Below are 17,224 nucleotides of genomic sequence, written 5' to 3' on the forward strand. Positions count from 1 at the left end.
TAATTATGAATAATAATTTATCTTCCCTGCGAGTTCGAGATATTGGTGAACAAGGTCTTTTAGAAAGATTACAACGTTTTTGTCCACCCGATATCATTGGTGATGATGCCGCAGTATTGGAAACCTTACCAAATCAATCTTTAATAGTCACCACAGATATGCTCGTTGACGGTGTGCATTTTAGTGATGTTACCACCTCCCCAGAGGATGCTGGTTGGCGGGCTGCGGCGGCTAATTTATCCGACTTAGCAGCTATGGGGGCGACTCCTATGGGCATAACTGTGGGATTAGGTTTACCTGGAGATGTAACTGTAAATTGGGTAGAGCGACTATATCAGGGCATGACAGAATGCTTATCAAAATATCATGTTCCCATAGTAGGTGGTGATATAGTGCGATCGCCCATTACCACTTTAGCAATTACCGCCTTTGGTCAAGCCAACCCCAATTTCATCATCCGTCGTTCCACAGCCCAAGTAGGAGATGCTATTCTCATCACAGGTATACATGGAGCGTCCCGTGCAGGCTTAGAACTACTCTTAAATCCCTCAATCGGTCAAAACGTCAAAACTGAAGCCAAGGCAGCCTTAATCACCGCCCACCAGCGCCCCAAGCCACGTTTAGATGTCTTACCCATACTCAAAGAAATTCTCACCTCCCCCTGCCCCCTGCCCCCTGCCCCCTGCCTTTTCCCTATCTCTGGCATGGATAGTAGCGACGGTTTAGCAGACGCAGTATTACAAATTTGCCGAGCCAGTCAAGTCGGTGCAGTTATAGAATCTAGTAAAATCCCCTTACCATCAGCCTTTGAAGAGTGGCTAACACCAGAAAAATCATTAGAATATGTCCTCTACGGTGGCGAAGATTTTGAATTAGTCCTGTGTTTACCACCCGAACCAGCATTAGCATTAGTGCAAAAACTAGGCACAAGTGCAGCCATAATTGGCACAATTACCCCAGGCTCAAACGTGATTTTACACCAAGAAAAAGCAGAAATCCCCGACCAAGTTCTCAGCCTCAGCCAGGGATTTCAACATTTTGCTCAGTAGGGGCGCAGGGCCTGCGCCCATTCCATGTAGGTCTTGCGCCCATCCCATGTAGGGGCGCAGGGCCTGCGCCCATTCCGTTAGTCAGTGGTCTTCAAACAAAGGACAAAGGACAAAGGACAATTAAACCCATTTTTCAGCTACTAATTCCGCCAAATCAAGAACACGTTGGCTATAACCCCACTCATTGTCATACCATGCCATAACCTTCACCATGTCATTGCCCATAACGATAGTCAAGCTGGCATCAACAACAGAAGATTCATCTGTACCTTGATAGTCAGAAGATACAAGTTCCAATTCGGTGTAACCCAAAATGCCTTTGAGAGGACCTTCAGCAGCCTCTTTCAGCGCTTGATTAACTTCTTCGGTAATAGTGCGCTTTTCAGTTTGCACTACAAAATCCACCATAGAAACGTTAGGGGTAGGTACACGCAAAGCCACACCATTTAACTTACCCTTCAACTGAGGAAGTACCAAAGCTACTGCTTTTGCTGCACCTGTAGAAGTGGGAACAATGTTGATAGCTGCTGCTCTAGCCCGACGCAAATCACGGTGGGAAGCGTCTAGTAAACGCTGATCACCTGTGTAGCTGTGGGTAGTGGTCATTATGCCTTTAATGATACCAAATTTTTCATCTAATACCTTGGCAATAGGAGCTAAACAGTTGGTTGTACAACTAGCGTTACTGATGATGTTATGTTTGTTGTGGTCATAATCATGATGATTTACACCGACGACAAAAGTACCATCTTCATTTTTACCAGGGGCTGTAATCAAAACCTTTTTAGCCCCGGCATTTACGTGCCTCATTGCCCCTTCTTTGCTGGTAAAAACACCTGTTGATTCGATAATCAGGTCAATTCCCCATTCTTTCCAGGGCAAGTTATCTGGGTTGCGATCAGATACGCATTTAATTGTATTTCCATTAATTGTGATGGAGTTATCATCAGCACTAATATCTACACCTTTCAACCTGCCTAGCATAGAGTCATATCTAAGCAGGTGAGCATTAGTTCTAGGGTCGGATGTGTCATTAATCCCGACCAGTTCGATATTGCTATTTTCTCTGCCCACCCAGCAGCGTGCAAAGTTACGTCCAATGCGCCCGAAACCGTTAATTGCAACTCTAATCACAGTGTCTTGCCCTCTGTATTTATGCCTATAAGTTGATATCGTTGACCCCAATCATATCGCAAAGAGGGTGGCCATTTATAACCAGAAAGTTTTAGATCAACAAAAAAATACAGAAAGGAGTTCAGAGTTCGGGGTTCGGAGTTCGGAGTTCGGAGTCAGGAGTTAGAAAGAAGAAGAAAATTCTTCCTGTTCCCTATTCCCAATGATGATTTTTATAACTCCCGGTTCGCCCATTTTTTAGGGAGTTAGGAAAAATGTGCAGATAAAAGTATAATCAGAGACAGGTTATACAAAATAAGCTAAGTAAGTATATGTTCGACGTTATGGCAACTGAATCCATAATTACAAACGAACGAGTAGATGACATACCCGTACTACTCACACAGATAGAACGGATGGGTGTACAAAAGCTAATAGATAAAAACTTCCCCACCCATGGAAATTGGCGAGGACAAAGCTTGGGGAATGTAGCAGTGATCTGGTTAACACATATCTTATCGCAAGCAGACCACCGTTTAAATCAAGTTCAAGCCTGGGCTGGTAAACGGTTAGAAACATTGAAAAAATTGATTGGTGAAAGCTTAAACGAACTTGACCTAACCGATGACCGATTAGAAGCAGTATTGCGTTACCTTAACTGTGACGAGAACTGGTATGCGTTTGAGGAAGAACTGGGAAGTAATTTGTTGCAAGTGTATGATATCAAACCAGAACGGGTAAGACTGGATAGTACAACAGCTTCAAGTTATTGCGGGGTGAATACTGAAGGGCTATTTCAATGGGGTCATAGCAAAGACCATCGTCCAGATTTGGCACAAGTCAAAATCATGCTATCAACATTAGACCCATTAGGAATGCCAATAGCAACAGAAATATTATCGGGAGAAAAAGCAGATGACCCTTTATATATCCCCGCAATTGAGAGAGTCCGTTCGACGCTAAAACAGCCAGGATTACTGTATATTGGGGACTGTAAAATGGCATCAATGGGGACAAGAATCCATATTGTATCAGGGGGAGATTTTTATCTATGTCCTTTAAATGCCAAGCAAACACCGACAGAAAAATTAAGAGAATATCTGCAACCAGTTTGGGATGAAAAACAAGAATTGACAACTATCAATTATGATTATGCAGATGGAAAAACGAGAGAGATTGCTGAAGGATTTGAACTAAAATTGCTCCAAAAAGAAAAGATTAACGAGCAAGAAATATCTTGGGAAGAGCGACAATTAGTAGTCCGTTCTTATGCCATTGCCCAGACAGAGGAAAAATATCTACGTGAACGCATACAGAAAACCGTTCATGCTCTTGAACAACTAAAAATCCCCAAACGCGGCAAGAAAAAGCTGACATCATTTCCAGAGTGGGAGTTATCTGTAGCTGAGATTCTCAAGCGTTATCGGACTGGGGGATTATTTGAAATTGATATTCAAACTCAGCGAGTTGAAAAAGTTAAAAGACAATATGGCGAACGTCAATCTCAAATAATAGAAGAAGTTTCCTTTAATTTAGATTTTAAAATTAATGAAGACGCGGTAAAACAACAAGTTCAACTGTTAGGCTGGCGAGTTTATGTCACTAATGAAACTGAAGCTAACCTGAGTTTGAAACAAGCAGTTCGTGCTTATAGAGATGAGTATTTGACAGAACGAGGATTTGCTCGACTTAAAGGCTTTCCTCTTTCTTTAACTCCAATTTATTTACAACGTGAAGACCATATTACTGGTTTGATCCGACTACTTTCAATTGGTTTGCGAGTTTTGACTCTTTTAGAGTTTCAGGTTCGTCGCCATCTTGACAAAAATCAAGAAAAATTGGCTGGACTTTATGCTGGTAATCCTCAGCGTAAAACGGCACGTCCTACTGCTGAAATGCTTCTTGTTGCATTTAAAGAAATCACATTGATATTAATTGAGGTTAACAATGAAGTCTACACTCATTTAACTACTCTTTCCCCTTTACAGCAGCGTATTCTTGTTTTACTTGGGTTTCCCCCTACTATTTATACTCAGCTTAGTGGTCAATCTTTTACTCCTGAGTAGAATTCTTCTAACTCTCGCAAAAATGGGCGAACCGGGAGTTATAAATTGAACAATAATTTCACTACCAGTGTACTATTGTAGTCAATTCCGACAGAGGCTTTTAGTAAGTAATGCAAGTTGCTGTCTTTAAACCCATGCTACTTAGTTCTAAAACAATCATAACAAAATGTATTTAAATTTACACAATTTTCTTTCCCGATGTAGCAGAAATTTTCAGAATAATCTTATGGGCAGATTAAAAACAGCAAGAATTTTCGACCGGGGGGTAATCTGGCTCACAGAGCAAAACGAAAGTCAAAATTTAATCATTCAGCAGGGATGAATATTTTGGATGGCATAGTTAGGATCTGTAACAATCAAAATCCTGTTATGATACGCGTGTCTTATGTGGTTCTGGTGTGGTGTAAGAGGTAAATAAAAATGAGTAATTCTATAGATTTTAGTGGCAGACCATTTCATTTCATTGGGATTGGTGGGATTGGAATGTCTGCTTTGGCTTATGTTCTAACTAAACGCCAATTGCCAGTATCCGGTTCAGATTTACGTGCTAACCATATTACGCACAAGTTAGAATCCCTGGGCGCTCACATTTTCAGTAAACAAGAAGCCAATAATTTGGCATTTTTTCTGTCAGAAGTAACGGCTAATACCGTACCATTAACTGCTCCAGAAAAGTTGTCTGCTGTGAAAACCGCTTTACCCCAAGTGATTTGTTCTACAGCTATTAATGCTAATAATTTGGAGTATAAAGCGGCTCTAGAATTAGGTTGCCCCATTTGGCATCGTTCTGATGTTCTCGCGGCTTTGATTGCTGATTACTACAGTATCGCTGTAGCAGGAACTCATGGCAAGACCACTACTAGTAGTATGATTGGCTATATGCTATTGCAAGCTGGGCTTGATCCGACAATTTTGGTCGGTGGTGAAGTTAAGGCTTGGGAAGGTAATGCTAGAATGGGTGCAAGCCGTTATTTAGTAGCAGAGGCAGATGAGTCCGATGGTTCTCTGGTAAAACACGCTCCAGAGATTGGTATTATTACTAATATTGAATTAGATCATCCTGACCACTATGAGACATTGGAAGAGGTGGTTGATACCTTCCAAACCTTTGCTCAAGGTTGCAAAACTTTGGTGGGTAGCATTGATTGTGAGACAGTGCGTGATAGGTTTAAACCAACCATTACCTATAGTCTTTACCCAGATAAAGGTGCTGATTACACCGTTACCAATATAGATTATCGTGCTGATGGCACAACAGCTTTGGTATGGGAAAAGGGTAAAGCCTTGGGTTTGTTAAATTTACAGCTATTGAGTCATCATAACCTCAGCAATTCTCTAGCAGCAGTAGCTGTGGGTAGAGTTTTGGGATTAGAATTTGGAGAAATTGCCCAAGGTATTGCTACATTTGAAGGTGCAAGACGACGGTTTGAGTTCCGAGGTGAGGCGGCTGGGGTGACTTTTATTGATGATTATGCCCATCATCCTAGTGAAATTCGCGCTACTTTAGCCGCTGCTCGTCTTCAAGCTAGACCGGGACAGAGGGTAGTTGCTATCTTCCAACCTCATCGTTATACGCGGACATTAACGTTTTTAGAAGAGTTTGCTGAGTCTTTTACTCATGCTGATTTAGTTGTGCTGACGGATATTTACAGTGCGGGTGAACCTGATTTAGGACAAGTGAGTGGACAGGATTTAGCTACTGCGATTAGTAAACACAATCCTGAAGTAGTTTATCAACAAACTTTATCTTTGGTTAGTGAGTTTTTACTGCAAACCTTATGTCCGGGGGATTTGGCACTGTTTTTAGGTGCGGGTAACTTAAATCAGGCTATTCCGGAACTGATTACCATCATGAGTGAACCAGCGATCGCCACTTCTTAGACTAAGAACTTCACTCTAGTAGTGTTGTCATCAATTCACTGCCATGAACAAAGATTCACCGATTCAGGAATAAAACCCTGTTGTCTTCTGAGTTTCACAGTTAATTGATGTCCTCACTATCTTGTCTGTTGCTATAAATAACAAATGTCAAAAATTCACTAATTGAATTAAAAATGATAACTTCCCAGGGATTTGGCAAAATCTGCGAATTTTCTAATTTCACTCCACAACTGCAAACAAAAGATGATGTGGATAATAGTAAATTAATTTATCTACCAGGGACGAATTGTCCTTTAAAAACCCATACTTCTTTGTCAGCGTTTACTTCTTATCGAGTTGGTGGAGAGGCTGAGTGCTATGTTTCTCCCTATGATTTAGAGGCGTTACAAGTAAGTATTGAGTACGCAAAAGAAAATAATTTAGCAATCACAGTATTGGGTGCTGGTTCTAATTTGTTGGTGAGCGATCGCGGCATACCCGGTCTAGTCATCGCCACTCGTCATCTCCGGTCTAAAAACTTTGACCCAACTACAGGTCAATTAACTGTATCCGCCGGAGAACCTATCCCGACTCTAGCATGGGACGCAGCCGCTTTAGGATGGGAAGGATTAGAATGGGCTGTGGGTATTCCTGGAACTGTGGGCGGTGCAGTGGTAATGAATGCTGGAGCGCACAATAGCTGTATCGCAGATATGTTGGTTAGCGCTCAAGTTCTTTCTCCAGATGGAACTCTGGCAACTCTCACCCCGGAGGAATTAGGTTACACATACAGGAGTTCACTCCTCCAAGGTCGTAAGCGGATTGTGACTCAAGCCACCTTCCAACTGCAACCAGGATCAGATCCTGTGCAAGTGACAGCTAGAACTAAGGAACATAAAAAACACCGACTCAGCACTCAACCCTACAGCTATCCTAGTTGTGGCAGTGTGTTTAGAAATCCTAAACCTTATTCTGCTGGTTGGTTAATTGAACAAACCGGACTCAAGGGTTATCAATTAGGAGGAGCGCAAGTCGCCCAACTTCATGCTAATTTTATCGTCAATCGGGGAGGAGCTAAAGCCAGCGATATTTTCTCCCTTATTCGTCATGTTCAAAATGAGGTGCAAGAACGCTGGTCAATTTGGCTAGAACCAGAAGTGAAAATGTTGGGTGAGTTTCAGTTAAATATAGGCAAGAGGCAATAGGCAAGAGGCAATAGGCAAGAGTAATTAAATTACCAATTACCAATTACCAATTACCAATCACCCATCACCAATGACTAATCGCATCTATAATTGAATTTGATTTATAAACAACCGTACAGCGGATAACCAGTTATGGCAGAAAAAGGACAGGGATTTGGCTTTGGCTTAGGCAAAATGAAAGAACTAGCCGAAGCATTTAAAAAAGCGCAACAAGTTCAAGAAGGTGCAAAGCGTCTTCAAGAAGAATTGGAGCAAATGGAGATTCTTGGAGAATCTGGTGGTGGACTTGTTAAAGTCGTCGTCAGTGGCAACCAAGAACCCAAACGAGTAGAAATTGCTCCATCTGCTTTAGAAGAAGGTCCAGAAGTGCTTTCTGATTTAGTCGCGGCGGCGATGAAAGATGCCTATAAAAAGTCCACCGAAACCATGCGAGAACGTATGGAAGATCTAACCAGTGGACTGGAATTACCTGGAATGTAGTCACTCAATTTTGGATTGACGATTTTGGATTTTGGATTTTGGATTGACTCCAACCTAAAGTGTAGAAGCTCAAAAATTTTGGCTTTGGGATTGACGTTAGCGAAGCGAGTATTGTTCCGTTCTCAAGAATGGGGACTCGTACCAAATTTTTTTATCTAAAATCTAAAATCTAAAATTCCCGGTCAGTGGTCAGGAGTGTAAAATAACTGGCAACTGACACAAAGCTAAAACTTAAATCAAAATATTATGCCTTATAAGCTACTGTTTGTCTGCCTTGGTAATATTTGCCGATCGCCATCGGCTGAAAATATTATGAATCATCTCATTGACCAAGCCAGGTTAAATAATACAATTCTTTGCGATTCTGCCGGTACTGCTGGTTATCACATTGGTGCAGCACCGGATCGACGCATGAGTGCCGCAGCAGAGAATAAGTTAGGATTTAAACTCATTGGACAAGCTCGGCAATTTCAAATCCGTGACTTTCAAGAGTTTGATTTGATTTTGGCAATGGATCGTAATAATTATGATGATATCCTCGCTGTTGACCCTTCTGGGCAATATCATTCTAAAGTTAGGTTGATGTGTGATTTTTGCTCTACACACACCCTCAAGGAAGTTCCAGACCCCTATTATGGCGGAGTTGAGGGCTTTAATCATGTGATAGATTTATTGATGGATGCCTGTGAAGGTCTATTGAAACATATCACTGAGAATTAAAAATATCATCATTCCCAGATCCTCAGATCCCAACTTCTTAAAGAAGTCGGGGACTTAACGTAGGGGTAGCGCCCCCGGTATTTGGGGCATTGCCTTTAATCCCGCTTGGACAAAGTTAGCAATTTTTGATTCATCTTCAACAAATAGGATGTTCATAGATAATTAAAAATTAAGGGATGAAAGAATTAAGAATGTGTTGTTTACTGAAGATATCAGCGTTGATTTAATAGATGGACGCACAATTACAGTACCATTAGTTTGGTATCCAAAACTGCTTAATGCTACTCCTGAACAACGATTAAAATGGGAAACCTGCGGAGGTGGTTACGGTATTCATTGGGAAGAAATTGACGAAGACCTCAGCACAGAAGGTATGTTACGTGGCGCACCTGCACCAAGGAGTAAAATAGTCAGTTAAGCGTTATCATAGCTTACCATATCCCGTACAGTAGAGTAAGAAGTTTTAGATTTGTGAGATGAACCCTAAACTTGGTGAAATTTGGCTTACTGATTTAGGTATAGCTGCAAAAATACGTCGAATTATCATGGTATCTTGTGATGACCCAGATCCACTATGAGCCTTGGTGATTTATGTACTACTAACCACCCAAAATCAGGTAAGTTTTTATGCTGAATAATTGCTCTCCATTCTACATCAAAAATGTATTAGCAAAGCGCACCAAAGGTATCGCACTTACTTCCATTTATTGTTAAACTAGGAATATAACTTGAAAATATCAAATACAATGTCTAATCATTCTTCAGTTATAAGTGTGTCTCCTGAAATTATGAGTGGTACTCCTGTTTTTACGGGAACAAGAGTTCCTATCCAAACACTGTTAGATTATTTAACAGCAGGAGATTCAATAGATGATTTTTTAGATGGTTTTCCCACTGTTACTAGGGAACAAGTAATTACATTCCTAGAGGAAGCAGGAAAACAAATGATTAGTAAGGTTGCTTAGGATGAAATTGGTTTTAGATGAATGTATTGACCGCAAGTTAACTAAGGAATTTGTAGGTTATGAAATCAAAACAGTTCCCCAAATGGGATGGGCGGGAACTAAAAATGGTAAACTACTGGCTTTAGTAGAAAAAGAATTTGATGTTTTTATTACAGTTGATAGGAATTTATCTTTTCAACAAAATTTGTCTCAGTTCGATATTGCTGTAGTTGTTTTACAAGCATCTTCTAATAGATTAATGGATCTGAAACCTTTAGTTCCAAAAGTTTTAGATATTTTATCTAAAGTAGTGAAAGGTCAAGCTGTAGTTGTTAGTCTTGAATGATAAGGCGATTCCTGCGGATCGCTTCGCTATCGCTCTCACTCTACATTAGAAATGCGATATTACCCAATAATTAAGGCTGTGACTGCAACCAACCTAAAAAGTCTGTCGTTTTTGCAAAATATTTTTGTATACCTACTTTCTGTAATATTTGTTTAATTTCTTTTGTACCAAAGTCGTTAGAATTTCCACTCAAAAAAACTTTCTGCTCATTTAAAGATGTTTGTGCATGATCAAGAATACAATGTAAAATTAAATTGTCTGTAGGATCAGTAATAAGTAAATTATCCAGACTTGCACTGAGTATATCTGGTTTTAATTGTATTAGTTCTACAGAATTTTTAGCCCATTCTAAAATGTCAAAAAGACGAGTATTAATCTCATTAATTCTCTCATTATTCTTAATTATTGCTTGCTCTAGACATCGTTTAATTTCTCTAGAGTATTGAGAGTTAACATCTCCTTTAAGTTTTCTTACTTCATCCTTTAGGTTATCCCCAAACCGATTACTTCTGTTGCGCTCACTTTCTAGTACAGATAGAGCTTCCATACAACAAATTGCAGGAGTTATTATTTTAAGTCTTGTTGTTACTTCAGGATTTTGAGAGTAGACTAAGTTCTCAGTTTCTTGATCTTGGTTTTTTGCAAAATCAATAAAAAAATTTGTTTCTATATAAAGCGTAATCATTAAATTTGCTAACCTTTATTGTGCTGCATCAGCAATTTTATCTACAAAACCTATCTGAGTTAGTTCTTTTGATTTTGGTGGATTATCTGTTTTCCAATTATCAGCCAAATCTCTCAACCATCCTTCAACTAATGTTTCGAGATAATATTCAAAAATCCTCTTCTTATGACTAAATTCTGGATCATATTCAGATAAAACTTCATGAGTTGGAAAAGTGTAAATAGTTTTGAGATTTTCACCATCCCATTGAAAAATCTTAATTTCTTCACGGGTAGCTGTCATAGCATAAGGAATTATAACTTGATTATGTTCATACTCAAACTTGAGGATATCTTCGACTTTGGCAGTAATATCTTCTACAATATTTCTAGCTCTAACTTTTGATACTAAAAGTTTATTTCCGTTTTTATCCCAAGCTGTAATGTCAGATAGTTCTATTGTTTTGTTACTAAGCTGTGTAACGTCCATTTTTTTAATCCTCGTGACATTGACTATTGCAATATCTTCATTATAAATGCGATTCCTGCGGAGCGCTTCGCTATGGCTCTTAACACTACATCAGAAATACGTTAGTGTAGTTCACAGTCTGGTAAAATTTATCCTATTTATTCTATTGATAATCATCAAAAACAGAGGGAAGATTACGACGACCACCTACTACCCGCAAAATTTCAATTCCATCATCCAAGACCCTATAAAAAATTATATAGCCTTCAATCAGTAATCCTCGTAAATCAGCACGTATTTCTGAGTAGCTTTTACCACTGTTTGGAAAGGAAACTAATTGTTGACATTTGCGATTAAATTCCTGAAAAAATTTTTCACCTGCTTCTAGGTTGTTTTGTGAGAAGTATTCAGCAATTTCGCTCAGGTCACGACTAGCGAGAATATTAATAACGTAACGATTCATTTTTGTATCTGTCCCTGTTGCTGAAAACGATCTAAAATTTGATTTACAAATGTTTCACCGTCAATAGGTGCTGTGTGTTCTGAAATTGCAATAGCAGCATCAATTTTTTCGCGTACTTCCTTAACCCATGCTGTCTCAGAACGATCATACTCATCTAGCAACTTGAGAGCGATTTCTAGGACTTCTTCTACAGAATGGTATTTTCCAGTTTGCAGCTTTGTTTCAATAAAGCGTTCTTGCTTAGGTGTGAGACTAATGCTCATAGTAAATTTTGATTAAGTTGGCTATACATAATAACTATTGTAATATAATTCCAAAAATTTAATTATGCTCAAGGCGTTAGTGAAGATTACCGAAGGTATCGCTCCTAACTCTACATCAAAAATGTGATCGCTGTTTACTCTAAATCAATAAAATGCGATCGCTCTCACTCTACATCAAAAATGCGATCGCTCTCCACTCTATATCAGATAATGCGATCGCCTCCCAATACTACTCTAGGTTGGGTTGAGGAACGAAAACCAACGAAATCCTTGGTAATGTTGGGTTTCGCTGTCGCTCAACCCAACCTACATTTCCTTAACTACATTTCCTTAACCGACAAGTATTGGATCGCCTCCAACTCTACACCAGAAATGCGATCGCTCTCTACTCTACATCAGATAATGCGATCGCTCTTTTCAGTCTATATTTAAGGCTATGGGAGATACCGAACAGGATTTGCTCCTGCTTCAGCAAAGTCGTTCCAATTCAAGTTAGTTTTCCCTATATATTGAACATGAGTTAATTGAATCTTATGTCGCTTATTTTCTTCGATAAATTTTATACCAGCATGATTGCCAACATATAAAGTATTTTTCTCATCGTTATGCACGTAAATAATGACTCGATTAATTGAATGACTCGGATCAATCTTCCAATCTCCTGTTAAAACTGAATTATCATCACTAAATTCAAGCAACGTACCATCAGTAAAAATAACCATGATATTTTCACCAGGTTTAATGAAATCACGAGCTTTCATATCTAATTCCTCAAAAAATGTAAATTGTAGACAGCAGGAGATTATTATTATTTCCTGGTAGTAGAAATACAGGGTTAGTTTGTCTTTGTCAATCTATTCAAATAGAACACATTTATAACCTGTCTGCAATTTGACTGCATCTTTGAAGCCCCATACATCGGTATTGAGACGTGCCAAATCACCTTCTGTAATTCCCTTGACGTAAACGCACTTTTCACCAGCCCAAAGCTCATAACCCGTCTCGCTTCTTCCTAAAAAAGTTCGAGATGATGTGGAGGAAGATGAAGTTGATGTATTTGATGCTGGAGTCGAATTTGACGAATTTGATTTTTGTTTTTTCAAATTTCTAACATTTTTTTGTCCAGATGCTAATACTAAGTTCTTTTGAATAAATTCAGATGCCTTAACTCCTCGACAACATGGCTCGTCGTCTTTCCAAGGAGTATCCCCTTGAACTACAGTTGTATCAATACCATAGGGTTGACTATCTTTATTACTTAAAATAATTGACCAACAATCTTGACAAATATTAGCTGTTTTATTTACTAAAGGATTGTATGCAGGAGCAGATTGAGAAATATCAACATATTTAGCAGGGTTAGATTTGACAATTGAAATAAGGCTTTGGGTATACATAGTTAGATTAACTTTATCTCCTTGGGAAAGTTTATCCCATCCAGTTTTTGGAATAATTACGCTGACGACAGTTACAGGTGTAAGTCCACCTCGAACTTGATAAATTCCCTTTAAACTATTAAAAACCTGCTGACCACGAATGGTTTGTCCTTTCTGAAGTTTTGACTGTTGCTGTTTCAAATTTTCAACATTTTTTTGTGCATAGGCTAAGTTCTTTGGATAAGTTACCATCCTTTGTTTTGCTACACCATAATTTGGACTTGTTGATGATACAGTCTTCATGAAATTGATAGCTGCCTGCCATTCACTAACTACTTTATTCCACTGATCTAAAGTCTTTGCATTTTGAGCTAGTTTTGCTGCATTAGTAGCTTTATTAACTCCATCTGAAAATCGGTCAATTGGAGGTAAAGCTACTGGAGAAGATATAGGAGAAATAACAACTTCAGGAGATGGTGATGTTAACCTTTGAAACCAATTTTGTATTCCTTGAATAGTTAGCATACTCAAGATAAGAAATATTATTATGGTTAATAATTTTAGCCATCTTGGAAATCTTGAAAATACCTTTTTAAAAAATCTAATTAAATAAATTATTATCTGTGAGAATACCTTCCAAAAAAGTCTCATTAGATAAAGTGTTGTTTTTTTATAATCAATTTTAGGAAATTTCATAATCTAATATCCTCCCAAATGCACCCATACTAACAACAATAGAAAAATGATTAGTAATATAACAACTCGTAGCTTTAAATAATAAAACTACGAGTTGTTATTATCTGAATAATAACAAAGTTTGTAAAAATCTGTCTATGTGTAAAACACTTAAATACTATATTTGTAATTTATACCTTATACCTTATAATTTATTATCATAAGCCCTAACCAGATCAGCATCAATAAATCCAGGGCTGTTTCGTCTAAAGACGACTTTTACTATTAGACTCAGAATTTATACTGAGGTAAGCTTTTCTGGTTGTATTTTACAAGAAATTACCGAACAAAGTAAATTACAAAACTGTACTGTAATTTAAACCCAGGAGGAATTGTAATTTTTAGCCGTGTTAATAGAAACATAGAACACAGCACAGCCAAAAATCATGATTAACCGACTATTGATTTTATCTACGCTTCCCTTAGCCATAGCTACTTCCAGCATTCTCCTTCCCAACAAAACCATTGCTAATCAACCTGAACAAATAGCAGAAAATGTCACACCAACCCCAGAACAGGAACAGCACAGACCACCAGAACCACCCATAGATTTTGTTACAGCCGCTAAAAAATTAGGAGTCACAGAAGCAAAATTAAAAGCAGCTTTAGGAATACCCTTTGAACCACCTCCACGTCCTGATATTCGCGGTGCAGCCACTAAATTAAACGTCACTGAAGACAAATTAATTGAGGCTTTGGGACTTCCTCCCCGTCCTCTTGGGGATTGTTCACAAAGGAAGGAATAAGAGGTTTCACGCAGAGACGCAGAGGCGCAGAGAGAGAAATAAACTTGGTAATTACTCATGAAAACAAATACTACCCATACCTTAAACATATCTGCGGATGGATTTGCTTTTGATTCGGCTACGGGGGAAAGTTATACGCTTAATTCCTGCGGCTGTTTTATTATTCAACAGTTGCAAAAACAACAAACCAAACCAGAAATTATCAGTTTAATTTAATTACTTCTGAATTTGGGATTCCTCAAAGCATTGTGGAACGAGATGTCAATGATTTTATGCAGCAACTTCACTATTTAAGAATTATCGGAGGTGACAATTGAAGAACCCCATTATTGCTGTGACTGGAATTAATGCTATTGATAATCCTGAACCTGGTACAGGAGTCGCCCGCAGTTTACGAGAACATAATGAATTAGCAGCGCAAATTATTGGTTTAGCTTACGATGTCATGGAACTTATAACGCATCCGGCTCAAGCAAGTCATAAACTACGGATTGTTCCAGAATGTATTTGCTAATGATAGTACAAATATACAAGTATTAGGTTGCCGTAATTGTCACCACCACCCTGAGCCTTTGACTTTTTATGATGAAGATGTAACTGCGTCAGTTTAGAAATCAGGATTTTCAGGATAGAGACACGGATAGAATTATTATTTTTGACTAAATTAAATCGGTAATAGAAAATTGTCGCTGTTTCTCCAAGTCGTGTAAATGGATTTTTTCTATATATATGGCTTCAGCATAATATTTATCTTTTTCTGGTTCGGTTTGAGGGTCTATTTTTTCCCATTGTTCCATAAAATAACGATAGCGTTTTTCTCTGAATACTCTTTCCATACAAGCCAGTGCTGCTTGGATAACATGAGGAGTTCGCAATATTTCTGTTTTATTTTTTTCATTGAGATGAAATATATGGGAAACTATGTCTAATTCTTCCCCTAATTCTAAATATCTATTTTGCACACTAGAAATTAAATCAACTTCATCAACTATGAATTCTGCCATTTGTTGCCACAAAAAGCGATGATGAGAAAGACTAAATTCTAAATTGCGGGTTTCTAAATCTTCAATAATTATTTGCCGCTGCTGGGAAGAATGAAGATAAATAATTAATAATAATGCCTCGGCTCGTTCTAGTAAACTCCGTTCAGTTGTTACTAAAGATAGCTTTGTGGTTTTAGTAGGTGGTCTGCTTGTGCGCGGAATTGAGGGTTTTATACTACCGGGTTTAATTTGAGTTAAGAGATTTTCAACTCTTAAAGGTATGAGTCTAGTATCTCCTAAACTCAGGATTTCTGCACAGTAGGAAACATAATAATTAAGTGTATCACTATTAACTATATTCTGCAATAGTTTAACTATTTGTTGGGTGACTTGTTGAAAATCGGTAGCTTGTTTTAAATCTCGATTTTTAATAATATTTTGAATTTGCCAATCTAGCCAAAGTGGCGCATTTGTTAATAGTTGTTGATAATCTGCTGGGGTATGACTATGTAGATATTCGTCAGCATCTTTACCATTGGGTAAATTGAGAATTTTTAATTGGACTTCCCCTGTATAAGCCAAATTAGCAATTTCACCAATTGCCCTTTCTGTGGCGGTTGTTCCGGCTTTATCAGCATCGAAATTCAGGATTAATTGTTTGGATTCTGTGTAACGTAATAAGAGCCGCACTTGTTCTAAACTTAAGGCTGTACCAAGGGAAGCAACGGCGTTATTAATTCCGGCTGCATGGAGAGCGATCGCATCAAAATATCCCTCTACAACTACCGCTTGATCAACTTTGGAAATACCGTCTTTAGCTTCATCTAAAGCAAATAGGGTTTTCCCCTTACTAAATAATTCTGTTTCTGGAGAATTGAGATATTTCGGTTGTTCTTCTGTTAAAGTTCTGCCACCAAAAGCAATTACTCTCCCTTGGATATCACGAATGGGAATCATTAGGCGATCGCGGAATACATCATAATATCCGCCCCCTTCTTTCCGGGGTTTAATTAATCCCGCTTGTTCTACCAATTGCACCGGATAATGTTTACTTTCCACCAAATAACGGTAAAGAGTTTCCCAACCTGCAGGAGCATAACCTAAACCAAATTGTTGAATTGTTCCTTGTTGAAATTGACGAGTTTTTTCTAAATACTCTAATGCTTTTTGTCCTTGAGATTGTCTTAAAGTGTGTTGATAAAATTGAGCAGCAGAAGCGAGAACAGTATATAATTGATCACGTAAAGATATCTGCCGTTGTAATTCTTGTCTTTGTTCAGGTTCTAAAGTTTTAACCGGGACTTGATAACGCTTTGCTAAATCTAGTACCACATCTGCAAATTGGCGTTTTCCCAAATCCATGACAAATTTAATTGCATTACCCGCAGCTTGACAGCCAAAGCAATAATACATTTGCTTATTGGGACTAACTGTAAAACTAGGACTTTTCTCATCATGAAAAGGGCATAACCCGACAAAATCTTTACCCCGTTTCCGCAAGACTACATACTCCGAGACTACATCAACAATATCAGCCCGGAGTTTAACTTCTTCAATAGTGTCTGGATGTAAACGAGGAATTTGCATGAGAGGTAAACAGTGAGAAGTGATATCTATTATAGATGAATCACATCAAATAGACAGATACCGGACTTCTTTAAGAAGTCCGGTATCTTAGTATTACTATTTCATCTCCAGAAATTAAATATGCGTATCCTATAACCCTTGTAGAGACGTTCCATG

At 38.4% G+C, this 17,224-nt stretch carries 22 protein-coding genes; 13 read left to right on the forward strand and 9 right to left on the reverse strand.

The window, feature by feature from the left end; genetic code table 11:
* Positions 1-5 precede the first annotated feature (5 nt).
* Positions 6-1,049: a thiamine-phosphate kinase gene (gene thiL, locus HEQ36_RS01410; RefSeq protein ID WP_168635033.1), complete on the forward strand. Its 1,044-nt coding sequence runs from the start codon at positions 6-8 to the stop codon at positions 1,047-1,049.
* 120 nt (positions 1,050-1,169) lie between these two features.
* Here the strand turns inward: thiL and HEQ36_RS01415 are convergent, their stop codons facing one another.
* Positions 1,170-2,183, reverse strand: coding sequence for a type I glyceraldehyde-3-phosphate dehydrogenase (locus tag HEQ36_RS01415; RefSeq protein ID WP_053540270.1), 1,014 nt, complete (start codon positions 2,181-2,183; stop codon positions 1,170-1,172).
* 323 nt (positions 2,184-2,506) lie between these two features.
* On the opposite strand from HEQ36_RS01415, the gene HEQ36_RS01420 reads away from it, so the two are divergent.
* The 8 genes from HEQ36_RS01420 (at position 2,507) to HEQ36_RS01455 (ending at position 9,783) form a co-directional block, all read left to right on the forward strand.
* Positions 2,507-4,228 (forward strand): IS1634 family transposase, encoded by a 1,722-nt coding sequence (locus HEQ36_RS01420; protein ID WP_053538855.1) that lies wholly within the window; start codon positions 2,507-2,509, stop codon positions 4,226-4,228.
* 420 nt (positions 4,229-4,648) lie between these two features.
* Positions 4,649-6,109: a UDP-N-acetylmuramate--L-alanine ligase gene (murC, locus tag HEQ36_RS01425; protein ID WP_168635034.1), complete on the forward strand. Its 1,461-nt coding sequence runs from the start codon at positions 4,649-4,651 to the stop codon at positions 6,107-6,109.
* Positions 6,110-6,282: 173 nt separating this feature from the next.
* Positions 6,283-7,293 carry a UDP-N-acetylmuramate dehydrogenase gene (gene murB, locus HEQ36_RS01430; RefSeq protein WP_053540272.1) on the forward strand — a complete coding sequence of 337 codons (1,011 nt, stop codon included), beginning with the start codon at positions 6,283-6,285 and terminating at the stop codon, positions 7,291-7,293.
* A gap of 132 nt (positions 7,294-7,425) precedes the next feature.
* Complete coding sequence (locus tag HEQ36_RS01435) at positions 7,426-7,773, forward strand: YbaB/EbfC family nucleoid-associated protein (RefSeq protein ID WP_168466179.1); 348 nt, start codon at positions 7,426-7,428, stop codon at positions 7,771-7,773.
* A 246-nt stretch (positions 7,774-8,019) separates the two neighbouring features.
* The gene (locus tag HEQ36_RS01440) at positions 8,020-8,493 is read left to right on the forward strand and encodes a low molecular weight protein-tyrosine-phosphatase (RefSeq protein ID WP_168635035.1); all 474 of its coding nucleotides are present in this window, start codon (positions 8,020-8,022) and stop codon (positions 8,491-8,493) included.
* 193 nt (positions 8,494-8,686) lie between these two features.
* Complete coding sequence (locus tag HEQ36_RS01445; RefSeq protein ID WP_235334539.1) at positions 8,687-8,911, forward strand: DUF2442 domain-containing protein; 225 nt, start codon at positions 8,687-8,689, stop codon at positions 8,909-8,911.
* Positions 8,912-9,239: 328 nt separating this feature from the next.
* The gene (locus HEQ36_RS01450) at positions 9,240-9,458 is read left to right on the forward strand and encodes a DUF433 domain-containing protein (protein WP_127055616.1); all 219 of its coding nucleotides are present in this window, start codon (positions 9,240-9,242) and stop codon (positions 9,456-9,458) included.
* A 1-nt stretch (position 9,459) separates the two neighbouring features.
* A complete protein-coding gene (locus tag HEQ36_RS01455; protein WP_168635036.1) occupies positions 9,460-9,783 on the forward strand; it encodes a DUF5615 family PIN-like protein in 324 nt (107 codons plus the stop codon).
* Between the two features lie 70 nt (positions 9,784-9,853).
* Here the strand turns inward: HEQ36_RS01455 and HEQ36_RS01460 are convergent, their stop codons facing one another.
* The 4 genes from HEQ36_RS01460 to HEQ36_RS01475 form a co-directional block, all read right to left on the reverse strand.
* Positions 9,854-10,468, reverse strand: coding sequence for a PIN domain-containing protein (locus HEQ36_RS01460; protein WP_168466182.1), 615 nt, complete (start codon positions 10,466-10,468; stop codon positions 9,854-9,856).
* A 15-nt stretch (positions 10,469-10,483) separates the two neighbouring features.
* On the reverse strand, positions 10,484-10,936 hold the full coding sequence (locus tag HEQ36_RS01465; protein ID WP_168635037.1) for a hypothetical protein: 453 nt from the start codon (positions 10,934-10,936) through the stop codon (positions 10,484-10,486).
* 142 nt (positions 10,937-11,078) lie between these two features.
* Entirely contained in the window at positions 11,079-11,378 is a 300-nt protein-coding gene (locus HEQ36_RS01470) for a type II toxin-antitoxin system RelE/ParE family toxin (protein WP_168635038.1), read from the reverse strand.
* A complete protein-coding gene (locus HEQ36_RS01475; protein WP_039200006.1) occupies positions 11,375-11,641 on the reverse strand; it encodes a type II toxin-antitoxin system ParD family antitoxin in 267 nt (88 codons plus the stop codon). Before HEQ36_RS01475 ends, HEQ36_RS01470 begins: the two co-directional genes overlap by 4 nt.
* Positions 11,642-11,764: 123 nt before the next feature.
* Here HEQ36_RS01475 and HEQ36_RS01480 point away from each other — a divergent pair, with 123 nt between their 5' ends.
* A complete protein-coding gene (locus HEQ36_RS01480; RefSeq protein WP_168635039.1) occupies positions 11,765-12,073 on the forward strand; it encodes a hypothetical protein in 309 nt (102 codons plus the stop codon).
* A 2-nt stretch (positions 12,074-12,075) separates the two neighbouring features.
* Here the strand turns inward: HEQ36_RS01480 and HEQ36_RS01485 are convergent, their stop codons facing one another.
* A complete protein-coding gene (locus HEQ36_RS01485; RefSeq protein ID WP_039200004.1) occupies positions 12,076-12,402 on the reverse strand; it encodes a hypothetical protein in 327 nt (108 codons plus the stop codon).
* A gap of 93 nt (positions 12,403-12,495) precedes the next feature.
* The gene (locus HEQ36_RS01490) at positions 12,496-13,542 is read right to left on the reverse strand and encodes a hypothetical protein (protein WP_168635040.1); all 1,047 of its coding nucleotides are present in this window, start codon (positions 13,540-13,542) and stop codon (positions 12,496-12,498) included.
* Positions 13,543-14,138: 596 nt separating this feature from the next.
* On the opposite strand from HEQ36_RS01490, the gene HEQ36_RS01495 reads away from it, so the two are divergent.
* From HEQ36_RS01495 to HEQ36_RS01505, 3 genes are all read left to right on the forward strand, one after another.
* The gene (locus HEQ36_RS01495; protein ID WP_052149747.1) at positions 14,139-14,498 is read left to right on the forward strand and encodes a hypothetical protein; all 360 of its coding nucleotides are present in this window, start codon (positions 14,139-14,141) and stop codon (positions 14,496-14,498) included.
* A 57-nt stretch (positions 14,499-14,555) separates the two neighbouring features.
* Positions 14,556-14,714, forward strand: coding sequence for a PqqD family protein (locus tag HEQ36_RS01500; RefSeq protein WP_168635041.1), 159 nt, complete (start codon positions 14,556-14,558; stop codon positions 14,712-14,714).
* Between the two features lie 97 nt (positions 14,715-14,811).
* The gene (locus HEQ36_RS01505; protein WP_039199996.1) at positions 14,812-15,012 is read left to right on the forward strand and encodes a hypothetical protein; all 201 of its coding nucleotides are present in this window, start codon (positions 14,812-14,814) and stop codon (positions 15,010-15,012) included.
* Here HEQ36_RS01505 and HEQ36_RS25930 read toward each other — a convergent pair.
* Both HEQ36_RS25930 and dnaG read right to left on the reverse strand, forming a co-directional pair.
* Positions 15,009-15,227, reverse strand: coding sequence for an HNH endonuclease (locus HEQ36_RS25930; protein ID WP_325064585.1), 219 nt, complete (start codon positions 15,225-15,227; stop codon positions 15,009-15,011). The genes HEQ36_RS01505 and HEQ36_RS25930 overlap by 4 nt on opposite strands.
* Entirely contained in the window at positions 15,158-17,068 is a 1,911-nt protein-coding gene (dnaG, locus tag HEQ36_RS01510; RefSeq protein ID WP_168635042.1) for a DNA primase, read from the reverse strand. Before dnaG ends, HEQ36_RS25930 begins: the two co-directional genes overlap by 70 nt.
* Positions 17,069-17,224: the final 156 nt, after the last annotated feature.

It is taken from the genome of Anabaena sp. 54, assembly GCF_017355725.1.
Taxonomy (GTDB): Bacteria; Cyanobacteriota; Cyanobacteriia; order Cyanobacteriales; family Nostocaceae; genus Dolichospermum; species Dolichospermum heterosporum.